Raw genomic sequence first — 20,116 nt, 5'->3', positions numbered from 1 at the left:
GTGGCGCGAAGCGCCGGATGAGGGGTATCTGTCCGCGAGTCCGAAGGAGAGGTTCACGCGCGGATAGAACCCCTCACCCGTCTCGCCGCTATGCGGCGAGCCACCCTCTCCCACAAGGGGAGAGGGTAAGAAGCTTACGGCTTGCTCGGATCGAACCGCTTCGCGAGGCCCTTCCAGCAATCCGCGTAGTCATGCTGCAACGTCGCGGAATTCGCGGCGTGCGCGGTGACGCGCTGCGCGTAGCGGGTCTCGAACATGAAGGCCATGGTGCCGGTCAGCTTGACCGGCTTCAGCTCGCCGTTGCTGGCGTGCTCGAAGGCATCGCGATCTGGGCCGTGCGGCAGCATGCAATTGTGCAAACTCATGCCGCCCGGCACAAAACCTTGCGGCTTGGCGTCGTACACGCCGTAGATCAGGCCCATGAACTCGCTCATGATGTTCATGTGATACCACGGCGGGCGGAAGGTGTTGTCGGCGACCATCCAGCGCTCGGGGAAGATCACGAAGTCGATATTCGCCGTGCCCGCGGTCTCCGACGGCGAGGTCAGCACGGTGAAGATCGAGGGATCGGGATGATCGAAGCCGATCGCGCCGACCGGCGAGAAGGTGCGCAGATCATATTTATACGGCGCATAATTGCCGTGCCAGGCGACGACGTCCATCGGCGAGTGGGGCAACTGCGTCCTGAACAACGATCCGCCCCATTTCACGTAAAGCTCGGTCGGTGTGTCCTTGTCCTCGTAGTGCGCGACCGGCGTCAGGAAGTCGCGGGCATTGGCGAGGCAGTTGGCGCCGATCGGTCCGCGCTCCGGCAGCGTGAAGGCGCCGCCGTAGTTTTCGCAGAGATAGCCACGCGCCGGTCCGCTCGGAATCTCCACCCGGAACTTGACGCCGCGTGGGATCACCACGATCTCGCCGGGCTCGGCGTCGATGCGGCCGAACTCCGTGACGATGCGAAGATTGCCGTGCTGCAGCACGAACATCAGCTCGCCGTCGGCATTGTAGAAGTGCTGGTCCACCATCGATTTGGTGATGAGATAGACGTGGGCGGCCATGCCGGCCTGGGTGTTGACGTCACCGGCGGTGGTCATGGTCTGCACGCCCTGAAGGAAGGTCATGTCCTCCTTCGGGATCGGCGCCGGATCCCAGCGCAATTGCGCGATCGGCAGGTCGTTTTCGTGGCACGGTGCCGAACGCCACAGGCCGCCGTCGACCTTCTCGAAACGACCCGAGTGTTTCACCGACGGGCGAATGCGATAGAGCCATGAGCGCTCGTTGCTGCCGCGCGGCGCCGTGAAGGGCGAGCCGGAGAGCTGCTCGGCATAGAGGCCGTAGGCACAGCGCTGCGGCGAGTTGCGTCCGATCGGCAGCGCGCCCGGCAGCGCTTCGGTCTCGAAACTGTTGCCGAAGCCGGACATGTAGCCCGGCGTGACCTGGGCCGTGCTGCGAATGATCTGATCGGGCGAGGTGTTGATGTTCATGATGATCCTCCTCCTTGCAGGGCGGCCCACATCTCCTGGTCGCGCTTGTCGGTCCAGATCACGGGGTCGTCGATCCCCGACGCCTCGTCATAGGCGCGAGATACGTTGAACGGCAGACAGTGCTCGTAGATGGCGAAGCTCGAAAATTTCGGATCCATGACCTCGCGCGTCGCGGCCATCGATTCCTTCAGCGTGCGGCCCTTGGCGACCGAGATTTCGGCGGCGCCGTAGAGCGAGGTGACGAAGTCGCGCGTCATCGCGATGGCTTCGCGCACCGTGGCGACACCCTTCAACGCATCGCCGCGGCCCGGCGCGATCGCCTTGGGATTGAAGTTGCGGATCTCGTTCAGCGTCAGCGGCCATTCGCGCAGGTGTGCGTCGCCACAATAGCAGGCCGAGTGGTATTCGATCAGGTCACCGGAGAACATCACCTCGGCATCCGGCACCCAGGCGACGATGTCGCCCGAGGTATGGCCGGCGCCAAGCTGCATCAGGCGTACCTCGCGCTTGCCGAGATAGATCGACATCTCGCCTTCGAAGGTCAGCGTCGGCCAGGTCAGGCCGGGTATGCTCGATGCGTCCTGAAACAGGCGCGGGAAGCGGCCGTACTCGGAATCCCAATCCTGCTGGCCACGCTCCTCGATGAGGCGATAGGTCTCCTGCGAGGCGACGATGCCCTGCGCCTTGTAGGCGGAGGCGCCGAGCACGCGCACGGCGTGATAATGCGACAGCACGACATATTTGATCGGTTTGTCGGTGACGGCACGGACGCGCTCGATCACCTTGTTGGCCATCGCCGGCGTCGATTGCGCGTCGAACACCAGGCAGCCGTCGTCGCCGACGATGATCGCGGTGTTCGGATCGCCCTCCGCGGTGAAGGCGTAGAGATCGGTGCCAATCTCGGAGAAGGTGATCTTCTTCTCGGAGAGGTCGCCGGTGGATGCGAAGTTCTTCGCCATCAATTCATCCTTCAAGTCTTTGGGGCTATTGTTGTTGCTGTTGCTGCTGCTGGCCGTCGATCATGCGCCGCTTGGCGAGGAGAATCGCCTCCCGCAGCACGACGATATCGCCGATATGGTTGGCGAGGATCAGCACCAGCGCCGCGTCGAAGTCCGCGCTCTGCTCGTCGGTGAAGCCACGATGCGCCTCCACAATGGCGCGAAAGGCGTCGTCGGGTCGCGCGAAGTTGGAGCTGGTGGAGAGCTGCATGCGAATCCTCAATTCAAGCAAATTCTTGATTCAAGCCCTGCGCCCGTGACAGCGCTGCCGCGACGCCAGCGCGCGTGGGGTGGCGGAAGCGCGCCGCAACGTAACCGTCCGGCCTTAATAGGTAGGCTGAGCCTGGTTCCGCATCATAGCGCTTTGCAGTGAGCCCTGCCGGATCTGCGAGCCCGTCCTCACCGCCGATGCAGATGTCCTTCACACCAACAGGCGCATCGATCGCCGCGCCGTTGCCGAACGACAGCAAGGTGAAGTCTGTTCCACCCTTGCGGAATGCATCCGTCAAATAGGCTTGCTCGCCCGCGCGCGTCGTAACGGGAGCATCGAGCATCGAACAACCCGGGAGCGGGCCACCGCGCCACGCATCCGCATCCGGCGATGACAGCGGCGAGTCATAGCTGCACGGCACCGAGAGCCGCCCGCCATTGACCATGCGCTTGCCGAATTCCGTTTCCTTGGCCAGCGACAGCACCGCCTTGCGCAGCCGCGCTTCCTGATGCGAGTTCGGCGCCATGAAATCGGTCGAGCGGGTGGATTCGCGGATGTTCTCGTCGGCCGCCAGACTGCGCTCGACGTGATAGCTCTCGAGCAGGCTCGCGGGTGAGGCGCCGCGCAGCACGCGGTCGAGCTTCCAGGAGAGGTTCTCGGCGTCCTCGAGTCCCGAATTGGCGCCGCGCGCGCCGAAGGGCGAGACCTGGTGCGCGGAATCGCCTGCAAAGATCACGCGGCCATGGACGAAGCGATCCATCCGCCGGCACTGGAATTTGTAAAGCGAGATCCACTCGAACTCGAACTTGTCGTGGCCGAGCATGCGCGCAATCCGCGGCCGCACGTTCTCGGGCTTCTTCTCGACGACGGGGTCGGCATAACGATTGAGCTGAAGGTCGATGCGCCAGACATCGTCGGGCTGTCGGTGCAGCAGCGCCGAACGTCCCGCATGAAACGGCGGATCGAACCAGAACCAGCGCTCGGTCGGGAATTCCGCGGTCATCTTGACGTCGGCGATCAGGAACTGGTCCTCGAACACCTGTCCGGCGAAGTCCGCGCCCACCATCTGCCGCAGCGACGAGCGCGCGCCGTCGCAGGCGACGACATATTGCGCGTGCAGGCGATAGGCGCCCTCCGGCGTCTCGATCGTCAGCGCGACGGAATCGTTGCGGCTCTCCAGCGCCGTCACCTTGTTGCGCCAGCGCAAATTGATCTCGGGCAGCTCGCTGATGCGGTCGACCAGATAGGCTTCGGCGTAATATTGCTGGAGATTGATGAAGGCCGGCCGCTTGTGACCGTCCTCCGGCAGTAGATTGAACTGGTAGAGCTGCTGCTCGCCGTGGAAGATGCGGCCGACGCTCCAGACCACGCCCTTGTCGACCATGCGGTCGCCGACGCCGAGCCGGTCCCAATATTCCAGCGAGCGTTTCGAGAAGCAGATCGCGCGGGAGCCCTCTCCGATGCGGTCGGCGTCATCCAGAAGAACGACGCGCTGGCCGCGTTGGGCAAGGTCGATCGCAAGCGACAGCCCGACCGGGCCAGCGCCCACGATCACCACGGGATGCTCGGCCGCGCTCTGGCCGGGACGATCCTGATCGGGGTGGCGGCGATAGCCGAACTGGGTTTTGGCCTGATGCGTATTGGCCGTCGCCATGCGCTAACCTCGGCTCTGGTCAGGAGAGGCCTGATCTGCTAATAGTCTCACGTGCAACTATTTTGGACCGGAGCCGGCCGGCCGTCAACTGGAATTCGGAGCGCTCTCCTTGGCGAGGACATCCAGCGACATCGCGCTGAAGACACGCGAGGCTGATGAGGCTTCACCGCGGCCAAAAACACGGCTCGACCTGTTCAGGTTCTTGCCGTTCCGCCTCAACCGGCTCGCCGCGGAGGTGAGTTCCGCACTCGCGGTCGAATATCAGGAGCGTCACGGCCTCGACATCCCCGCCTGGCGCGTGATCGCGACGCTCGGCTTCCGCAACGATGCCTGCAGCGCGCAGTACGTCGCGCAATGCACCCGCACGCACAAATCCACGATCAGCCGCGCGGTGACCATGTTGCTGCACCAGGGTTTGATCGAGCGCGTCGAGAACGAAGCCGACCGCCGCGAATTCCGCCTCCGACTGACCAGGAAAGGCCGCACGCTCTACGAGGAGCTGTTTCCGCAATTGCTGCGGCGGGAAGACGAGATCCTCGCCTGCCTCACCGCGCAGGAGCGCAAACAGCTATCGACGCTGCTCGGCAAGATCGAACAGAGCCTCGATTTGATCCAGACCAGCGAAGAGGCCGACGCCAAGCAGGCGTATTGATCACTTCGCAAATGATCGCGACGGCGGCAAATGCAGCGCCCAGACATCGACCTTGTCGCTGGCGCGCGGATAGATCTCCGTCACGATCGGATCATGGCCCGGAATGAACCGGTCAGGATGGCCGGCGAGGCGCTCGATGGTCTCCCAGCCAACCGCCATGTCGCCGACATTGTAGACGATCGGGAATGGGCTTCTGCGCTGGAGATTGGCGTAATAATGCGCGGCATCGGACGCCAGCACCACCGGTCCGCGCGCGGTCTCGACCCTCACCACCTGCAGGCCATCCGAATGGCCGCCGACGCGGTGCACGGTGACGCCGGGCGCGACCTCGCCGTCGCCGGAATAGAAATTGACGCGCTCGCCATAGACATGGCGGACCATCTGGGTGACGTGCTCGACCGAGAACGGATGTCGCAGCAGTCCGTTGCACATGCAGCGCCCCGTCGCGTAGGCCATCTCGCGCTCCTGGAGATGGAAGCGGGCGTTCGGGAAGCGGTCGAGATTGCCGGCATGGTCGTAATGCAGATGCGTCACGATGATGTCGCGAATACTCGCTGCCGCGACACCAAAGCGCTCCAGCGCGTCGACCGGATTGAGCGTCAGCTTGCGCGCCCGCGCGGACGCTTCCTCGGCATTGAAGCCGGTATCGACCAGGATGTCGCGGCCGTTGCCGCGGATCAGCCAGACGAAATAGTCGAGATCCTGCGCCGCGCTGTCATGCGGGTCGGGCGCGAGGAAGTTCATGTGGGGCGTGCGCGGCGACATCGTCGCGTAGCGCAGTGCGTAGATTTCGGAGGCGTTTCCCATAGTTTGATCTTGCTCTTTTTGTGGATGCACCTTCAGGGGCGATCGACCGCACCAAGCCATCGTCCACCGCAAAGGTCAAACACCGCAGGTTGCGAAGGACGCCCGTCCGCAATGTGAGACCAATCACATTGTTGTCGCCATGGCTGCCCTAATTTGCAGCCGCAACGACAACCAGCATGACAACCAGAATGCATCGAGTGCAATCATGACCGGCCGTTTATTCCCCCGCAACATGCCCATGCGTCGCGGTCAATTGTCGCGATAGCGCCGAATCCGCAAGCGGTTGACGCCCCCCTCCGCCGGTTTGATAATGCACATTGCGTAAGTTAAGGTCGCCGCGGCGCAAGCTGGAAACGGCGCCTTTTTGGCTGGATCGCGCTAATTATGAAAATTCGCCTGCTTTTCGTTCTGTCCTTGCTCGTGTCGCTCGTCCCGACCGCTCCGTTACTTGCGGCCGGCGATCGCTTTGCGCTGGTCATCGGCAATGCCAAATATCCGGACGCCGACGCTCCCCTGAAGGAACCGCTCAACGACGCGCGCGACGTCGCCGACGAGCTCAAGCGCGACGGCTTTTCCGTCGAGATCGGTGAGAACCTGACCGGCGACGGCATGCGCCGCGCTTTCGACAAGCTCTACGGCAAGATCAAGCCGGGGTCGGTGGCACTGGTGTTCTTCAGCGGCTTCGGCATCCAATCCGCGCGGCAGAGCTATTTGCTGCCAATCGATGCGCAGATCTGGACCGAATCCGACGTGCGGCGCGACGGCATCAGCCTCGAAACCGTGCTCGGCGAGCTCAACACCCGCGGCGCCGGCGTCAAGATCGCGCTGATCGACGCCTCCAGGCGCAATCCGTTCGAGCGCCGGTTCCGCAGCTTCTCGGCCGGCCTCACCCCCGTCATCGCGCCGAACGGCACGCTGGTGATGTATTCGGCGGCTCTGGCCTCGGTGGTCTCGGACGCCGGCGGCGAGCACAGCCTGTTCGTGCAGGAACTCCTCAAGGAAATCCGCGTCCCCGACCTGATGGCCGAGGAGACGCTGAACCGCACCAAGATGGGCGTCACCCGCGCCTCCCGGGGCGAGCAGGTGCCGTGGATATCCTCGTCGCTGGCCGAGGATTTCTCCTTCATTCCAGGGGCCGGCGGGTCGCGCCCGACCACCACGCCGCCACCTGCGCCTCCCCCGCCGCCGGTCGTCGCCAACAACCCGCCGCCGACTCCACCCGCACCTTCACCGCCTCCGCCGCCGAAACCGGCCGAGACGGTGGCTGCGCCCGCTCCGTCACCGAAGCCGCAGGTCGAGGCTGCCTTGCCGCCGGCACCGCCGCCGCCTCCGCCTGTGATTCCGGCCGATCCCGCCACCGCTCCGACCATGGAGAGCGGGCCGAGTGCGGCCGCCCTGGCCGAGGACCCCACCATCAAGGGGCTGACCGCCAAGATCGCGGCCAATCCGGATGACGTGAACGCGCTTTACCGGCGCGGTCAGGTCTATGCCAGCAAGGGCGCCTACAGCCTGGCCATCAAGGATTTTGACGAGACGCTCCGGATCAACCCGAAGGACGTCGAGGCGCTGAACAATCGCTGCTGGACCCGCACCGTGGTCGGCGACCTCCAGGGCGCGCTGAAGGATTGCAACGAGGCCCTGCGGCTGCGACCGAACTTCGTCGACGCGCTGGACAGCCGGGGGCTCGTCAATCTGAAATCGGGGGCGGTCAAGAACGCCATCGCCGATTTCGAGGCCGCCCTGAGGATCAATCCGCGCTTGACCTCCTCGCTGTTCGGACGCGGGATCGCCAAGCAGCGCAACGGCTCGGCCCAAGAGGGCGCGCTCGACATCGCCAATGCCAAGGCGATGGACCCGAACATTGTTCAGGAATTCGCAAGCTACGGAGTGCGTTGATATTTTTTTGAATCGGGGCCGATGTGCCTCGAACCCGCGACGGCCCGGCGAAGACTAATCGAACGGATGCCGCAGGCCGTCCTTTCGGGGGGCTTATTGCAGGATTTTCGAACCGCACCAGCTGGCTGCGCAGGAGGGACTGGCTATGAGATTGGCTGCAAAGGGACTTACCGCAATCCTGTCCATCATCACCGTCGGCGCCGCGCTGTCGCTGACGATCCCGCTGGCATTCGCAGCCGACGACGGCAACAGCAAGAACGTCACCGAGGACGAGATCGTCCGCGCGCTGGCGCCGCCGCCGAGGAAGCCGCTGACCCGCGGCCTCTCGATCGCTCCGCAGGCCGATCCCGCACCGAGTGCCACGGAGACCAAGCTGATCCAGTCCGTGCGCGGCCGCTCGACACGGTCGCTGTCGTCGACCGAGCGTGAAGAAATCGCGTCGGCGGCCAAGGACAAGCCGAACATCGATCTGGAAATCACGTTCGACTACAACTCGGCCAATATCAGCGCCAAATCGCTTGCCTCGGTCCAGGCGCTCGGCCGCGCGCTGACCAGCCCCGACCTGAAAGGCTCGACCTTCGTGGTCGCCGGCCATACTGACGCCGCCGGAAGCGAGAGCTATAATCAGGATCTGTCGGAGCGCCGCGCGGATTCGATCAAGCGCTATTTGGTCGACAAATACAGCATCTCCGCGACCGACCTCGTCACGGTCGGCTACGGCAAGAGCAAGCTGAAGGACCCGGCCCAGCCGATGGCGGAAGTCAATCGTCGCGTGCAGGTCGTCAACATGGAAAACAAGACTACCGCATCGAAGTGACCACGACGTAATCCTTTGAAGTGACAAGTCGTGATGTAGTGTAAAGTCTCGCTTCCAGCGCGCGTCCCGCAGCCTTGCGGGACGCTGCTTTATTTCAGGGAAACGCTCTCCATGGGCCGCGCGCGGATGGCCGTGAGCCAGGCCAGGACGATCCGGCAATGAACCTCTCCCAATATCTCAAGCCAGCCGGAACGGTGATCTTCGTCGTCGCGCTCGGCGTCGGCTATTATCTGTTCGAGCACCGGCACCGCGCCGAGCCCAAGGAAACGCCGAGCGAGGCGCTGGTCATCGTGACCAAGTCGACCAATGCCTGCTTCTCCGACCTGGTCCGAGTGACCGGCTTCTTCGTGCCGCGCCGCGAAGCCGTGGTCGTCGCCGACCAGGAGGGATCCAGGGTCACCGACCTCTTCGTCACCGAAGGCACCCTCGTCACCGACAATCAGGAGCTGGCGCGCCTGACCGCACCGCCCCAGATTCCGGGCCAGCCGCCGCGGCCCGGCCCGCAAGGTCCGGTCTCGCTGAAGGCCTCTGCGCCGGGCCTCGTCACCGAGGTCCGCACCATCGTCGGCGCGCCGGCCTCGCCGCAGGCCGGCCCGATGTTCCGTATCGCCGTCAACAACGAGATCGAGCTGGACGCGCAGGTGCCCGCGGTGCACATGGCCAAGCTCAGCTCCGGCGCGACCGTGCGCATCAGCCGCGACGACGCGCCCGATTTGATCGGGCGGGTCAGGCTAGTCGCGCCCGAAATCGATCGCGCCACCCAGCTCGGCCGCGTGCGCATCAGCGTCACCAACAATCCCTCGCTGAAAGTCGGCGTGTTCGCCCGCGCCTCGATCGACGCCAAGCGAAGCTGCGGCGTCGCGGTTCCCAAGACCGCGATCGACCATCTCACCGTGCAGGTCGTCAAGAGCAACATTGTCGAGACGCGCAAGGTACGGGTCGGGCTGTCTTCGGACAGCGCGACGGAAATCCTGGAAGGCCTCAATGTCGGCGAGATCGTCGTCGCCGACGCCGGCTCTTCGCTGCATGATGGCGACCAGATCAAGACCATGTTCGCTGATGAACTCGATCGCACGCGGGTACGCTGATGGCTCTCAATATCTCGGCATGGTCGATCCGCAATCCGCTGCCGTCGGTCGTATTTTCCATCATCCTCCTGATCCTCGGCTGGGTGTCCTTCACCAAGCTCGCGGTGACGCGGCTACCCTCGGCCGACATTCCCGTGATCTCGGTCGCGGTATCGCAGTTCGGCGCGGCACCCGCCGAGCTCGAATCCCAGGTCACCAAGACGGTTGAAGACGCCGTCTCCGGTGTCGAAGGGGTCAGGCACATCACCTCGCAGATCACCGACGGCCTGTCGGTGACGACAATCCAGTTCGCGCTGGAAACCAACACCGACCGCGCGCTCAACGACGTCAAGGACGCGGTGACGCGCGTGCGCTCGAACCTGCCGCAGAACGTCACCGAGCCGCTGATCCAGCGCGTCGATGTCATCGGCCTGCCGATCGTCACCTATGCCGCGATCTCGCCCGGCAAGACGCCGGAGCAGCTCTCCTATTTCGTCGACGACGTGGTCAAGCGCGCGCTGCAAGGCGTGCGCGGCGTCGCCCAGGTCGAGCGCATCGGCGGTGTCGAGCGCGAGATCCTGGTCTCGCTCGATCCCGACCGCCTGCAGTCGATGGGGCTGACGGCCGTCAACGTCAGCCAGAGCCTGCGCGGCACCAATGTCGACGTCGCCGGCGGCCGCGCCGAGATCGGCAAGAACGACCAGGCGATCCGCACCCTCGCCGGCGCCAAGACGCTGAGCGATCTCGCCGGCACCATGATTCCGCTGTTCGGCGGCGGCGAGGTCCGGCTCGACGATCTCGGCACCGTCACCGACACCATCGCAGACCGCCGTACCTTCGCCCGCTTCAACGGCGAGCCGATCGTCGCGCTCGGCATCAAGCGCTCCAAGGGTGCCAGCGACGTGAAGGTCGCCGAGGCCGTGCAGAAGCGCATCGACACGCTCAAGGCCACTTATCCCGACGTCGACCTGAAGGTGATCGACACCTCGGTCGAATATACCAATGGCAATTACCACGCGGCGATCTCGACCCTGTTCGAAGGCGCCATCCTCGCCGTCGTCATCGTGCTGTTGTTCCTGCGCGACCTGCGCGCCACCATCATCGCCGCGATCTCGCTGCCGTTGTCGATCTTCCCGGCATTCTGGGCGATGGACCTGCTCGGCTTCTCGCTCAACCTCGTCAGCTTCCTCGCCATCACGCTGTCGACGGGTATTCTGGTCGACGACGCCATCGTCGAGATCGAGAACATCGTCAGGCACATGAACATGGGCAAGTCGCCCTATCGTGCCGCCCTGGAAGCCGCCGACGAGATCGGCCTTGCGGTGATCGCGATCTCGCTGACGATCATCGCAATCTTCGCGCCCGCGAGCTTCATGTCGGGCATCGCCGGACAGTTCTTCAAGCAGTTCGGCATCACCGTCTCGGTACAGGTGTTCTTCTCGCTGCTCGCGGCGCGCTTCGTCACGCCGGTGCTCGCCGCCTACTTCCTCAAACATAGCAATCACCAAGAGCCGCCGCCCGGCCGCGTGCTGCGGTCCTATCACAGGCTCGTGGCCTGGTCGGTGAAGCACTATTTCATTACGGTGCTGGTCGGCTTCGGCGTCTTCGCCGCCTCGATCTGGAGCATTACGCTGCTGCCGCAGGGTTTCCTGCCGGCGCAGGACAGCTCGCGCTCGTTGGTTGCGCTCGAGCTGCCGCCGGGCACGCAGCTCGCCTACACCGAAAAAGTCACCGAAGACATCGTGGCGCGCCTGCGCAAGCGGCCCGAGGTGAAGAGCATCTTCGTCGACGGCGGCCGCGTTCCACCGGGGACCCAGGAAGTCCGGCGCGCCGCCTTGATCATCAATTACACGCCCAAGGACAGCCGCGACATCACCCAGCGCGAGCTCGAATTCTCGATCAGCCAGGAGCTGGAGAACATTCCAGACATCCGCTTCTGGTTCCTCGACGAGAACGGCCTGCGCGCCATCTCGCTGGTCGTGACCGGCGCAGACGCCAACATCGTCAACAACGTCGCCAGCGAACTCGCGACGCAGATGAAGCGGATTCCCACCATCTCCAACGTGATCTCGGAAACCACGCTGGAGCGGCCCGAGCTGCGCGTCGAACCGCGCGCCGATCTCGCCGCACGGCTCGGCGTCTCAACCGAAAGCCTATCGCAGACCATCCGCGTCGCCACCATCGGCGACGTCGGCCCCGCGCTCGCCAAGTTCGACGTTGGCGACCGTCTGGTGCCGATCCGCGTGCAGCTCGAGGATGCCGCGCGCGGCAATCTGAAGACGCTCGAACAGTTGCGCGTGCCGCTCGGCGAGCACGGCGAGAAGGGCGGCGTGCCGCTGTCCGTCATCGCCGACGTCAAGCTCGACCAGGGTCCGACCAGCATCAACCGTTACGATCGCGAGCGACAGGCGACCGTCGCGGCCGATCTCGTCGGCTCCGCCGCGCTCGGCGACGCCACCAAGAAGATCTACGATCTGCCGGTCATGAAGAGCCGACCGAAGGGCGTGAAGGTCTCCCCCTCCGGCGACGCCGAAAGCCTGAACGAACTGTCCGAAGGCTTTGCCACCGCGATCACGGCGGGCCTGATGATGGTCTACGCCGTTCTGGTGCTGCTGTTCGGCACCTTCCTGCAGCCGATCACCATTCTGTTCTCGCTGCCGCTCTCGATCGGCGGCGCGATCGCGGCCCTGCTGATCACCGGCAAGCAGCTCACGACACCGGTGTGGATCGGCATCCTGATGCTGATGGGTATCGTCACCAAGAACGCGATCATGCTTGTGGAATTCGCCATCGAATCCATTCACGCCGGCACACCGCGCGAAGAAGCCATGATCGACGCAGGCATGAAACGCGCTCGCCCGATCGTGATGACCACGATCGCGATGGCCGCGGGCATGATGCCGAGCGCGCTCGCGGTCGGCGCCGGCGGCGAGTTCCGCTCGCCGATGGCACTCGCGGTGATCGGCGGCCTGATCTTCTCGACCATCCTGTCGCTGGTGTTCGTGCCCGCGATGTTCATGGTGATGGACGATCTCGGCGCCCTGATCTGGCGCTTCGCCAAGCGGCTGGTCGTGCACAGCGAAGATGCGGAGGGCGCAAGTCATCACGGAGCTGCGCCGGCCGAAGCGATGCCGCGGCCGAAGAATATCGTGCACCCTGCGGCGGAGTAGATGTGGCACCAGCGTCAAGCACACGAGGCAGTTCAGCGAACGCCATCCGAGAACCCGACATAGCGGAGGATCGTCTTCGCTACATTCAGACGTACCGGTCGTGCTGTGCCGATCGAGGTCGTTAAAGCGTGGGTCGCGAGTTGGGACTCTTCTGACGAACTCCTTCGCCCCGATTGTAGCGACCCAGCCTAACGGCCCCCTACTCGTTCCGCGCGATCGCCGTCAGCTTGGTAATGTTCCGCAGCAGGATGCGGCCGCGCTGGAGATCGAGGATCGCTTCCTTGCGCCAGGCCTGAAGCTGGCGGTTGACGCTCTCGCGGGCGGCACCGACGAAGACGCCGAGTTGCTCCTGCGAGATGTGCACCTCCGAGCCGAAATCGGCGGCGAGCGCGCAGAGGCGCCGCGCGAGGCGAACCGGCAGCGGCTGGAGCATGGACTCTTCCATGCGCTCGCTCTGCCAGCGGATGCGCTGGCAGAGCAGCGCGATGATCTTGATCCCGACTTTCGGCTCGCGTTCGAGGAAGGCGAGAAAGTCTTCGCGCCGCAGCACGAACAACTCGCTGGCTTCGCCCGCGGTGGCGTCCGCAGTGCGGCTCTGGCCATCCAGCACCGCAACCTCGCCGAACAGGTCGCCGGGCCCCATGAAGTTCAGCGTCAGGCGGCTGCCGTCGGAGGCGCCGGTCTCGATACGGACCTGGCCTCGGCGCACGCCGAACAGCGCATCGCCTGGATCGCCCTTCTGGAACAGCACCTCGCCATTCCCCAGATGCTGGGTGTGGCAGAGATTCGCCAGCCGCTGGAGTTCGTCTGCGCCGAGATCGGCGAACATCGCATTCATCTTGAGGATGACCGCAAATTCGGCCTGCTTGCTCATTTCAATATCCTTGTGAATTTCGTTGGCAAATCGCTTGGAACCATCAACATCAAGATCGCGTAAAACCGCGCCCGGGAAGTGTGCCATAAGTCACATAACTTTGCAGCACCCCCAGACTATTTTTACGTGCTTGGAGCCGCTTCCCGTCCCGGGATAAACTCAGGAGCCAAGGACGGGTGCAAATGACGGTCATGTGCCGGATTCGACGCCGATCGTCCGCCGCTGGAAAGTCGATATGAGAGCCGTGAAATTCGCCGGCGCGGCGGTGGCCGCAATCGTCATCGTGATCGCACTCCTGCTGGTGGTCGGGATCCCCTCGGGCTTCCTGAGTTCGACGATTGCCTCGCGTGTCGAGAGCGCGACCGGCTATCGCCTGTCGGTCGACGGCACCACCAGAATCAGTTTGTGGCCGACGCTGAACGTGACGCTGAACGACCTCACGCTTGCCGACCCCAAGGACCGCAGCGGCATCACGCGCCTGTCCATCGACAGCGTGCAGGCCGACATGTCGCTCTCAAGCGTCTGGTCGGGCCGCCCGAAGATCAGCGAGCTCGTCGTCACCCATCCCGTGCTCTACCAGCCGCTGCTGCGTGAGCGCCTGCCGAATGCCGGCGGCACGTCGAAGCCGGTCGCGCTCGATCTCGACGGCGCCGCCATCGATCGCATCAAGGTCACCGATGGCGAGATCGCATTCGCGCGCGTGCGCGATCGCGTCGAGAGCCGCATCAGCGCCGTCAATGCCGATGCGATCGTCGGCCGCGACCGCAAGTTCAACATCACCGGCACCGCACGGGTCGGCGAGCATCCGACCAAATTCGACATCAAGGCGACCACGCCAGCGCCGCCGGCCGACCGACCGACCATTCCGGTGGATTTCGCCATCGACATGCCGGACGTGCTGAAGTCCCGGCTCGCGGGCCATGCCGAGATGCGGCTGAGCGGCGATGTCGTGATGATCAACGGCCTGAATGGCACGCTCGGCGATGGCGCGTTCAATGGCTGGGCCTCGGTCGATATCGCGAGCAAGCCTCTCGTCAAGCTCGATCTCGACTTCCAGCGGCTCGCGATCCCGCTGGCGAAATCGCCGGAAGGCGCGTCCGGGCAGCCCTGGAGCGATGCGCCGATCGACGTCTCCGGGCTCAACTATCTCGATGCGCAGATCAGGATCTCCGCGCATGAGGCGGTGATCGGCGAGGCACGCCTCGCGCCGCTGGCGGTCGATGCAAAACTCGCCGGCGGCGTGCTGAAGGCCGGCACCGCCAATCTCGGCGCCTATGGCGGCCAGGTTACGGGCGAATTGATCCTGGATGCGACCAGCGGCGCGCCGAGCTTTGCCATGCATTCCGACCTCGCCGGCGTGCGCGCGCTGCCGCTGCTGCAGGGCCTCGCCGAATTCGACCGGATCGACGGCAAGCTGCAGGCCAAGCTCGCGCTGCGCAGCGCCGGCAGCAGCCAGCGCGCGCTGATGGCGAACATGCAGGGCACGGCCTTCGTCAATTTCCAGGACGGCGCCATTCGCGGCATCAACGTCGCACAGATGATCCGCTCGCTGACATCGGGCACGCTGTCCGGCTGGCAGGAAAACGGAGACAGCAGTCGGGAGCAGAGCACGGATTTGTCGCAGCTCTCGGCGTCGTTCCGGATCGACAAGGGCCAGGCGGTGACCACCGATCTCAACTTGACCGGACCGCTCGTCCGCGTGACCGGTGCCGGCACGATCGCACTCGACACCAAGATGATGGGCTTTCGCGTCGAGCCGAAACTGGTGATGACGACCGAAGGCCAGGGCCGCGCCGCCGAGCCGGTCGGCTTCGGCATTCCCGTGATGATCCAGGGCACCTGGTCGCAGCCGCGAATCTATCCCGACATGGCCGGCATGCTGGACAATCCGGACGCCGCCTATGCCAAGCTGCGCGAAATGGGCAAGGGGCTGTTCGGCGCTGATGGGGCCGGGCTCGGCAATATTTTGGGCAGCCTTGGTCTCGGGGGAGCCACCGCGCCGGGTGGCGGTAATGCCGCCGGCACTGCCAATCCGCAAAGCCAGCAGCCCGCCGGACAGAACAATTTGCTCGGCGGCCCCCTGGGGGAGGCGCTCGGCAATCTGATCCAGCAGGGACTTTCCGGTGGCGCGGGAAACGGCACCGGGACCGGGACTGTCACCGGCCGCAGCCGCAGCCTGCCTGCAGCGCCATCCGCACTGATGCCGCAAGCCTCGCCGGCGTCCCCCGCCCTGGAGGACCCGCCGGCGGCGCAGCAGGACAGCCAGCCGATGAACGACGTGCTGCGGCAGCTCTTTAATCGATGATTGCAGGACCAAAGCGCTGGACTCCAGCCCTCCCTTGCCAAGGCGATCCCCTTACATCGGCGTCCCCGGCCGCGGCTTCCTCCAAACGGATGAGACTGCGACAATTCACCATGCTTCCGCCTGCCAGCATCCAAGGGAGTAACCGAGGCCGGTAACCACGCCGGGTGCTCGGCCGTCCCTTGACCAGTCCCTTCACAGTCCCCTGGGACCAAATTGTGCTAGAAGGCTCGCAGGGTCCGTGCGGCCCGTAGCGCCGGCGCCGATGGCGGCGCGAGAGGATCGGGATGGCAGGAGCGAACGACAAGACACGGTTTCTGCGCGAGGGCCTGTTCGCCAAATACGTCGTCTCTCTCGTCGGCCTCGTCGTGTTCGTGCTTGCCGTCAACGGCGCGATGGAGAGCTGGATCTCCTACCGCGCCACCAAGACACAGCTGACCGACGGTCTCGAGGACAAGGCGCAGGCTGCCGCGCGGCGGATCGAGCAGTCGATCTCGGAGCTCGAGCGCCAGATCAGCTGGGTAACCCGGGCGAGCCAGGACACACTCGAGAAGCGCCGCGCCGACTACGCCCAACTGCTGCACCAGGTCTCGGTCGTCACTCAGCTGTTCCAGCTCAACGGCGACGGCCGCGAGGTGCTGCGCGTCTCGCGCCAGTCGACCACGACCGGCAGCAATGCCGACCTCTCCCGCGACATGCGCTTCACCGACACCGTCGCCCGCGGCGTCAGCTACGCGCCGGCCTGGTTCTCCGACCGGACGCCGTTCATGTCGATCTCGGTGGCGCATTCCGGTTTCAACGCCGGCGTCACCGTGGCCGAGCTCGACCTCAGCTTTCTCTCCGAGTACCTCACCGACGCCCAGGTCGGCAAAGCCGCCTTCGCCTATGTGGTTGATCCGCGCGGCCGCGTGCTGGCGACGTCCTCGAAAGGCCCCGAGATCGGTAAGGATTTGTCGAAGCTGCCGCAGGTTGCGGCCGCGGTCGCACCGGGCCACGAGCCCGACAATTCGGGCACCGACTTCAACGGCCATGCGGTGATGAGCGCCGCGAGCACCGTGCCGAAGCTCGGCTGGAGCGTGATGTTCGAGCAGCCGGCCACGCAGGCCTTGATGCCGATCCGCGACCAGCTGGTGCGCATTGCGCTTTTGATCGGCATGGGCCTGCTGGTCGCAATCCTTGCCGGCACGCTTCTGGCGCGCCGCATGATCATCCCGATCACGGCGCTACGCGACGGCGCGCACAAGCTCGGCGAGGGCGATTTCAGCCATCGCATCGAGGTGCACACCGCGGACGAGCTGGAAGATCTCGCCGGCCAGTTCAACCGCATGGCCGACCAGATCCAGGAGACCTATTCGGACCTGGAGACCAAGGTCGAGGAGCGCACCCGCGATCTCGCGCAGTCGATCAACGAGCTCAAGGTGCTGGAAGAGGTCGGCCGCGCGGTCGCAGCCTCGCTCGATCTCAACGCCGTGCTGCCGACGATCGCCGCGCGCGCGATCGAGATCACCCATGCCGACGCGGTGCTGATCTACGGCTATGACGCGCAGGCGCGCCGCTTCAATCTGGTCGAGGCCAACGGCATCGACAAATCCGCCGACGGCGCCCATGTCACGATCGACGAAGGCCAGGATATCCTGAGCGATGCGGCCGGGAGCGGCGAACCGATCGCGCTACCCGATCTCGACCAGGCCTCCGAGCAGCCGCTGCGCGACGTCGCGATCGAAGCCGGCTTCCATTCGGTGCTGGTGGTGCCGCTGGTCGACCAGCAGGGCACGCTCGGCTCGCTGGTGGTGCTGCGCCGCGCCAGCGGCGAGTTCGCCGCCAGCATCATCGGCCTGATGCGCACGTTCGCCAACCAGGCCGTGCTGGCGATGCGCAATGCGCGGCTGTTCACCGAGGTCGACCACAAGGGCCGCGAACTCGCGGCTGCGCACGAAACCGTGCAGCAGCAGGCCGCAAAGCTCCAGGAGCAGACCGAGCAGCTGCGCAACTGGAATCGCTCCCTGGAAGAGCGGGTCGAGAAGCAGTTGGGGGAGATCGGCCGCATCAAGCGGCTCGAACGTTTCCTCGCGCCGCAAGTCGCGCAACTGATCGCCTCGTCCGACGGCCACGATGCGCTGCTCGACAGCCATCGCCGCGAGGTCACCGTCGTGTTCTGCGATTTGCGCGGCTTCACCTCGTTCACCGAGGCGACCGAGCCGGAAGAGGCGATGAACGTGCTGCGCGAATATCACGCCGCGCTCGGCGAGCTGATCCACCGCTATGAAGGCACGCTCGACCGCTTTGCCGGCGACGGCGTGATGATCCTGTTCAATGCGCCGATTCAGTTCGCCGACCATACCAAGCGCGCCGTGAAGATGGCGGTCGAGATGCGCGACACGATCGGCAAGCTGACCGAGAAATGGAAGAACCGCGGCCACTCGCTCGGCTTCGGCGTCGGCGTCGCCATGGGCTACGCCACGCTCGGCCAGATCGGCTTCGAGCAGCGGCTGGAATATGCCGCGATCGGCAGCGTCACCAATCTCTCCTCCCGCCTCTGCGACGAAGCCAAGGCCGGCCAGGTCGTCGTCAGCCGCCGCGTCTACGGCATGGTCGAGCCCTGGGTCGAAGCCCGCGCGCTCGACGATCTCGTGCTCAAGGGCTTCAACCACCCCGTGCTCGCGATGGAGATTCTGTCGTGGCGCGAGGAGGTGGAGAACGTGTTGGATGCCGCCGCGGCAAGGCGAAGAGGGTAGCCCAAACAAAAAACTGCGAAAACAACCCCATGCACAGTAGCCGGGGCCTGCAAGATCAATGGGTTACGCGGGCACGGAATTGGCTGGAGGCGGTGCGGTTGATCACACCCCGCGCTTCGGCCCGATCGCCTCGAAGCCGGCCTTCTGCTCGTCGCTTAAGTCAGCTTCGAAATCGTCGAGCGCGTCACTGACGCCGTTCACCGCTTGCAGCATCGTCTGCAGCCGCGCCTTCACGGCGGTGAGGCGTGCCTGTGGTGTCGGTGCGGCCTGTGACGGACAGGCGCTGAGCGTTTCCATGGTGCGCAGTGTGGTGTCCTGGAGCACGTTGAGGCGGGCGCGGGCGGTGTCGTCGAGCTTGAGCGTGGAGGCGATCTCGGCCGCGGGCCATTGCTGCTGCACGAGCTGCTCGTATTGGCGCTGCAGCTTCTCATCGTAGCGGGGATCGCTGTCCGCCTGGCAGGCCGATGCCGCCTGGGGATTCTTTTGCTGGATCGCTGCAAGCGCGGCGCGGCGCTCCTTGGCCAGGCCGTCGAGCTTGGCCTTCTGATTGTCGTCGAGGATATCGACGAACTTTGCCAACGCAGGTGCGACGGCGTCCGTTGCCTTGATCATGGCCTCGATGCGCTCGCGCATCAGGCCGAGGCGCTCGATGGCCGTCGCGGGGACCTGCGTCGGACAGGCGGCGCGGATGGTGTCGCGCGCGGATGCCCACGCGGTGGCGAGCTCGTCGAGCGCTGTGCGCTGCAATTCATTCGGCTGCACGATAGCGGCGATGCGATCGACCGGCAGGCCGCCGGTGTCGCTGGCATTGCAGACCGTCTCCGCGGTCGGGACTCGCCGTCCGCGCCGCCGGCCGTGCGGCGTGGTGTAGGCGGCAAGCTCGGTGGCCGCATAGGGTGCGAAGATCGCGGCATAGATGTCGCCATAGCCATAGAGCGAGAGGCTGGTCGCGTCGCCGAGGATGATTGCGGTGGTGAGATCGTCATGCGCGAACGGCCAGAACACCGGGCCGACCCAGCCGTAGCTGCCGTCGGGGTGGCGCCACCAGCCCTGCGGACGGCGGCCGCCGCGCCAACCCGACAGCGCAGCTTGCGCCGTCATTGCGGCACGGAGGACGTAAGGATTCGCAGGCTGGCCGCGCTCTGCGCCGCGAGGATCTTGCGACCTCAACGCTGCGGAGCGGTATCGGCTGCCCCGCACCGCCATGCGGGCATGGCGCAAGCGAGACATGCCGATCATGTGGCCGACGGCAAAGCGCGCAACACCGAGCGGGCCGCCGCGGAAGCCGAACTGCGCCTCGGCGCGACCTGGCAACAGCACCGCCAGAATCACGAGGGTTACGCCTGATAGCGCCAGCCCCAGCCTTGGCCTGAGCCCCAAGCGTGATCTCGACATGACCACTGACCTGTCCACCTTGGCCCTCCTCCGGCGCCAAGCGCACATCGCGTCGCA

Annotated in this window: 14 protein-coding genes; 7 read left to right on the top strand and 7 right to left on the bottom strand. The window is 65.1% G+C overall.

Going from position 1 to position 20,116, the window contains the following annotated elements:
* Nucleotides 1-134: 134 nt before the first annotated feature.
* The 4 genes from hmgA to ACIPUD_RS36950 are packed head-to-tail and all read right to left on the bottom strand — an operon-like array spanning nucleotide 135 to nucleotide 4,344.
* Nucleotides 135-1,481 carry a homogentisate 1,2-dioxygenase gene (hmgA, locus tag ACIPUD_RS36965; protein ID WP_446482643.1) on the bottom strand — a complete coding sequence of 449 codons (1,347 nt, stop codon included), beginning with the start codon at nucleotides 1,479-1,481 and terminating at the stop codon, nucleotides 135-137.
* Complete coding sequence (locus tag ACIPUD_RS36960; RefSeq protein ID WP_018456588.1) at nucleotides 1,478-2,440, bottom strand: MBL fold metallo-hydrolase; 963 nt, start codon at nucleotides 2,438-2,440, stop codon at nucleotides 1,478-1,480. Before ACIPUD_RS36960 ends, hmgA begins: the two co-directional genes overlap by 4 nt.
* A gap of 25 nt (nucleotides 2,441-2,465) precedes the next feature.
* Nucleotides 2,466-2,690 carry a DUF2783 domain-containing protein gene (locus ACIPUD_RS36955; RefSeq protein WP_446482642.1) on the bottom strand — a complete coding sequence of 75 codons (225 nt, stop codon included), beginning with the start codon at nucleotides 2,688-2,690 and terminating at the stop codon, nucleotides 2,466-2,468.
* Nucleotides 2,691-2,703: 13 nt separating this feature from the next.
* A complete protein-coding gene (locus ACIPUD_RS36950; RefSeq protein ID WP_446482641.1) occupies nucleotides 2,704-4,344 on the bottom strand; it encodes an FAD-dependent oxidoreductase in 1,641 nt (546 codons plus the stop codon).
* A gap of 109 nt (nucleotides 4,345-4,453) precedes the next feature.
* On the opposite strand from ACIPUD_RS36950, the gene ACIPUD_RS36945 reads away from it, so the two are divergent.
* On the top strand, nucleotides 4,454-4,996 hold the full coding sequence (locus tag ACIPUD_RS36945; RefSeq protein ID WP_377828742.1) for a MarR family winged helix-turn-helix transcriptional regulator: 543 nt from the start codon (nucleotides 4,454-4,456) through the stop codon (nucleotides 4,994-4,996).
* Here the strand turns inward: ACIPUD_RS36945 and ACIPUD_RS36940 are convergent, their stop codons facing one another.
* Complete coding sequence (locus ACIPUD_RS36940) at nucleotides 4,997-5,803, bottom strand: N-acyl homoserine lactonase family protein (RefSeq protein ID WP_446482640.1); 807 nt, start codon at nucleotides 5,801-5,803, stop codon at nucleotides 4,997-4,999.
* Nucleotides 5,804-6,187: 384 nt separating this feature from the next.
* Between ACIPUD_RS36940 and ACIPUD_RS36935 the strand changes: the two genes are divergently transcribed.
* The 4 genes from ACIPUD_RS36935 to ACIPUD_RS36920 all read left to right on the top strand — a co-directional run bounded on the left by ACIPUD_RS36935 (nucleotide 6,188) and on the right by ACIPUD_RS36920 (nucleotide 12,753).
* Nucleotides 6,188-7,699 (top strand): caspase family protein, encoded by a 1,512-nt coding sequence (locus ACIPUD_RS36935; RefSeq protein ID WP_085348881.1) that lies wholly within the window; start codon nucleotides 6,188-6,190, stop codon nucleotides 7,697-7,699.
* A 145-nt stretch (nucleotides 7,700-7,844) separates the two neighbouring features.
* Complete coding sequence (locus ACIPUD_RS36930; protein WP_446482639.1) at nucleotides 7,845-8,516, top strand: OmpA family protein; 672 nt, start codon at nucleotides 7,845-7,847, stop codon at nucleotides 8,514-8,516.
* Nucleotides 8,517-8,674: 158 nt separating this feature from the next.
* Nucleotides 8,675-9,604 carry an efflux RND transporter periplasmic adaptor subunit gene (locus ACIPUD_RS36925; protein WP_018456595.1) on the top strand — a complete coding sequence of 310 codons (930 nt, stop codon included), beginning with the start codon at nucleotides 8,675-8,677 and terminating at the stop codon, nucleotides 9,602-9,604.
* Entirely contained in the window at nucleotides 9,604-12,753 is a 3,150-nt protein-coding gene (locus ACIPUD_RS36920) for an efflux RND transporter permease subunit (RefSeq protein ID WP_085348880.1), read from the top strand. The genes ACIPUD_RS36925 and ACIPUD_RS36920 overlap by 1 nt, the downstream gene beginning before the upstream one ends.
* A gap of 199 nt (nucleotides 12,754-12,952) precedes the next feature.
* Here the strand turns inward: ACIPUD_RS36920 and ACIPUD_RS36915 are convergent, their stop codons facing one another.
* Nucleotides 12,953-13,627 carry a Crp/Fnr family transcriptional regulator gene (locus ACIPUD_RS36915; RefSeq protein ID WP_446482638.1) on the bottom strand — a complete coding sequence of 225 codons (675 nt, stop codon included), beginning with the start codon at nucleotides 13,625-13,627 and terminating at the stop codon, nucleotides 12,953-12,955.
* A gap of 235 nt (nucleotides 13,628-13,862) precedes the next feature.
* Here ACIPUD_RS36915 and ACIPUD_RS36910 point away from each other — a divergent pair, with 235 nt between their 5' ends.
* Both ACIPUD_RS36910 and ACIPUD_RS36905 read left to right on the top strand, forming a co-directional pair.
* Nucleotides 13,863-15,932, top strand: a complete 2,070-nt coding sequence (locus tag ACIPUD_RS36910) for an AsmA family protein (protein ID WP_446482637.1) — start codon at nucleotides 13,863-13,865, stop codon at nucleotides 15,930-15,932.
* A 284-nt stretch (nucleotides 15,933-16,216) separates the two neighbouring features.
* On the top strand, nucleotides 16,217-18,664 hold the full coding sequence (locus tag ACIPUD_RS36905; RefSeq protein ID WP_204512822.1) for an adenylate/guanylate cyclase domain-containing protein: 2,448 nt from the start codon (nucleotides 16,217-16,219) through the stop codon (nucleotides 18,662-18,664).
* 102 nt (nucleotides 18,665-18,766) lie between these two features.
* Here the strand turns inward: ACIPUD_RS36905 and ACIPUD_RS36900 are convergent, their stop codons facing one another.
* Nucleotides 18,767-20,059: a Spy/CpxP family protein refolding chaperone gene (locus ACIPUD_RS36900; RefSeq protein WP_446482636.1), complete on the bottom strand. Its 1,293-nt coding sequence runs from the start codon at nucleotides 20,057-20,059 to the stop codon at nucleotides 18,767-18,769.
* Between the last annotated feature and the right edge of the window lie 57 nt (nucleotides 20,060-20,116).

This window comes from Bradyrhizobium sp. CAR08 (genome assembly GCF_052871955.1).
This window is presented reverse-complemented; position numbering and strand designations above follow the sequence as displayed.